The sequence below is a fragment of the Nocardia sp. NPDC003345 genome (assembly GCF_053589395.1).
Genome location: NZ_JBSFRU010000515.1, coordinates 1 through 2,612, shown reverse-complemented (window position 1 = coordinate 2,612; position 2,612 = coordinate 1). Strand labels below are relative to the sequence as shown.

General features: G+C 66.4%; 2 protein-coding genes. Both read right to left on the bottom strand.

The genetic code is table 11. The features are described from left to right. On the bottom strand, positions 1-651 hold a 651-nt coding region (locus tag ACWDU1_RS31435; RefSeq protein WP_450004051.1), incomplete at its 3' end, for a phosphoadenylyl-sulfate reductase. Beyond that, the gene (locus ACWDU1_RS31430; RefSeq protein WP_450004050.1) at positions 648-2,381 is read right to left on the bottom strand and encodes a nitrite/sulfite reductase; all 1,734 of its coding nucleotides are present in this window, start codon (positions 2,379-2,381) and stop codon (positions 648-650) included. The genes ACWDU1_RS31430 and ACWDU1_RS31435, both read right to left, overlap by 4 nt. Between the last annotated feature and the right edge of the window lie 231 nt (positions 2,382-2,612).

The following is a 2,612-nucleotide window of genomic DNA, read 5'->3' as shown; positions in this document are numbered from 1 at the left end:
CCCTTCCTCCACCAGGGGATTGACGAGAATCCCGTGCTTTTCGATGTAGTCCTGCATCTCGTCGTCGGACCAGGGCGCGATCGGGTTGATCTTCACCAGCCCGAACCCCTCGTCGAAGGAGATGAGCGGGGCGTTGGCGCGGGTGGGGGCCTCGACCCGGCGGATTCCGGTGACCCACGCGTTGTAGGGCGCGAGCGAATTGCGCAGCGGCACCACCTTGCGCAGCCGGCAGCATTCGCCGGCGTCGCGGGCGAACAGATCCTTGCCCAGCAGCGCGTCCTGTTCGTCCACGGTGTGCTCGGGCCGGACATTGACCACGTTCACCCCGTACACCGCCTCGACGGCGTCACGGGTGCCGATGGTCTCGGCGAAGTGGTAACCGGTATCGAGGAACAGCACGTCCACGCCGGGCCGGACCTGAGCGGCCAGCTGGACCAGCACCCCGTCCTGCATATTCGAGGCGACGATATAGCCGGTGCCGAAGTTCTCGTCGGTCCAGCGCAGCAGCTCGTCGGTGGAGGCGTCCGGTCCGAGTTCGGCGGCGCCGCGCTCGGCCAGTGCCCGCAGCTCGTCGGTGCCCAGTTTGGTGGGCAGCTGTTTCTGCTCGGTTGTCACAGTGGGTTCTCCCGTCACCACGCTCGCGGGTTTCATCGCAGATCGGCTTCCTCGGCGCGAACGGCCCACTGCGCGAACCGTTCCCCGCCTTCGCGGTGTTTGACGAAATTGCGGACCACGCGATCGATGTAGTCACCGAGTTCGGCGCTGGTCACCTTGTGCTGGCGCAGTTTGCGTCCGAAGGCGCTGTCGAGGCCGAGGCTGCCACCCAGATGAACCTGGTAGCCCTCGACCTGATTCCCGTCACCGTCGTCGACCAGCTGCCCCTTGAAGCCGATATCGGCGATCTGGGACCGGCCGCAGGAGTTCGGGCAGCCGTTGATATTGATGGTGATCGGCACATCGAGCTCGGCATTGATATCGGCGAGCCGCTGTTCCAGCTCCGGCGCCAGCGCCTGGGAGCGTTTCCGGGTTTCGACGAACGACAGTTTGCAGAATTCGATGCCGCTGCAGGCCAGCAGATTCCGGCGCCACACCGAGGGCCGCGCCTGTAGCCCCAGCGGTTCGAGTTCGGCGATGAGCTGCTCGACCTTGTCGTCGGCGACGTCGAGCACGACCAGCTTCTGGTACGGGGTGAACCGGATCCGGTCCGATCCGGCCCGTTCGACCGCCTCGGAGACCTGGGTGAGGATGCTGCCCGAGACCCGGCCCGCGATCGGCGAGAAACCGACGGCGTTGAGACCGTTGCGCAGTTTCTGCACACCCACGTGGTCGATTGGGCGGCTGGGCTTGTCCGGGGCGGGGCCGTCGATCAGCTTGCGCTTCAGGTACTCGTCCTCGAGGACCTGGCGGAACTTCTCGATACCCCAATCCTTGATCAGGAACTTCAGCCGCGCCTTGGTACGCAGCCGGCGGTAGCCGTAGTCCCGGAACAGGGAGACGACCGCCTCCCAGACCTCGGGCACCTCGTCCAGCGGCACCCACGCGCCGACCCGCTGCGCCAGCATCGGGTTGGTGGACAGCCCGCCGCCGACCCATAGATCCAGGCCGGGACCGTGCTCGGGATGGTTCACGCCGACGAACGCGACATCGTTGATCTCGTGCACCACATCCTGCTGGCCCGAGATCGCGGTTTTGAACTTACGCGGCAGATTGGAGTACTCCGGCTTGCCGATATAGCGGCGCACGATCTCGTCGATCGCGGGCGTGGGGTCGAGGACCTCGTCGAGGGATTCCCCGGCCAGCGGGGAACCGAGCACGACGCGCGGGCAGTCGCCGCAGGCCTCGGTGGTCTGCAGGCCGACGCCCTCGAGCCGCTTCCAGATCTCGGGCACGTTCTCGATCTCGATCCAGTGGTACTGGACGTTCTCGCGATCGGACAGGTCGGCGGTATCACGGGCGAACTCGGTGGAGATCCCGCCGAGCGTGCGCAATTGCGCGACATTCAGCGCGCCGCCGTCGCAGCGCACCCGCATCATGAAGTACTTCGCTTCGAGCAGATCGATGTTCTCGTCGCCGGTGTAGGTGCCGTCGTAGCCTTCTTCACGCTGGGTGTAGAGACCCCACCAGCGGAAACGGCCTCGCAGATCGCCCTTGTCGATACTGTCGAAGCCGCCCTTGGCGTAGATGTTCTCGATCCGGCTGCGGACGTTGAGCGGGTTGTCGTCCTTCTTCGATTGCTCGTTCGGATTGAGCGGTTCCCGGTAGCCGAGCGCCCACTGGCCCTCGGCGCGGCGGCGCACCGGCTTACCGGTGCGGGCGCGAGTGGGGCGTGCGGCGGGGGCCTCGGCCTTCGCGGGGGTGGTGGCGTCGGTGCTCGACGTCATGAAATCGCTCCTGCTGGGTTGGGCTTACGTCCGTGCTGAGGGCGCGAGGGGCTGACTCGCGCCCGCGGTGTCAGCGGGCCGAAATCCTCGAATGGGAATCGCCGGAGAAATCCGGGAGGCGCAGCTGAGCTACCGGGCGGAACCGGGCAGACAACAGGCGCTGCAGACACGCTTGAAGATGGCGGACCGCGGACCCGCTCTTACCCACCGCGTCGGCGATCTCGGCGTAGC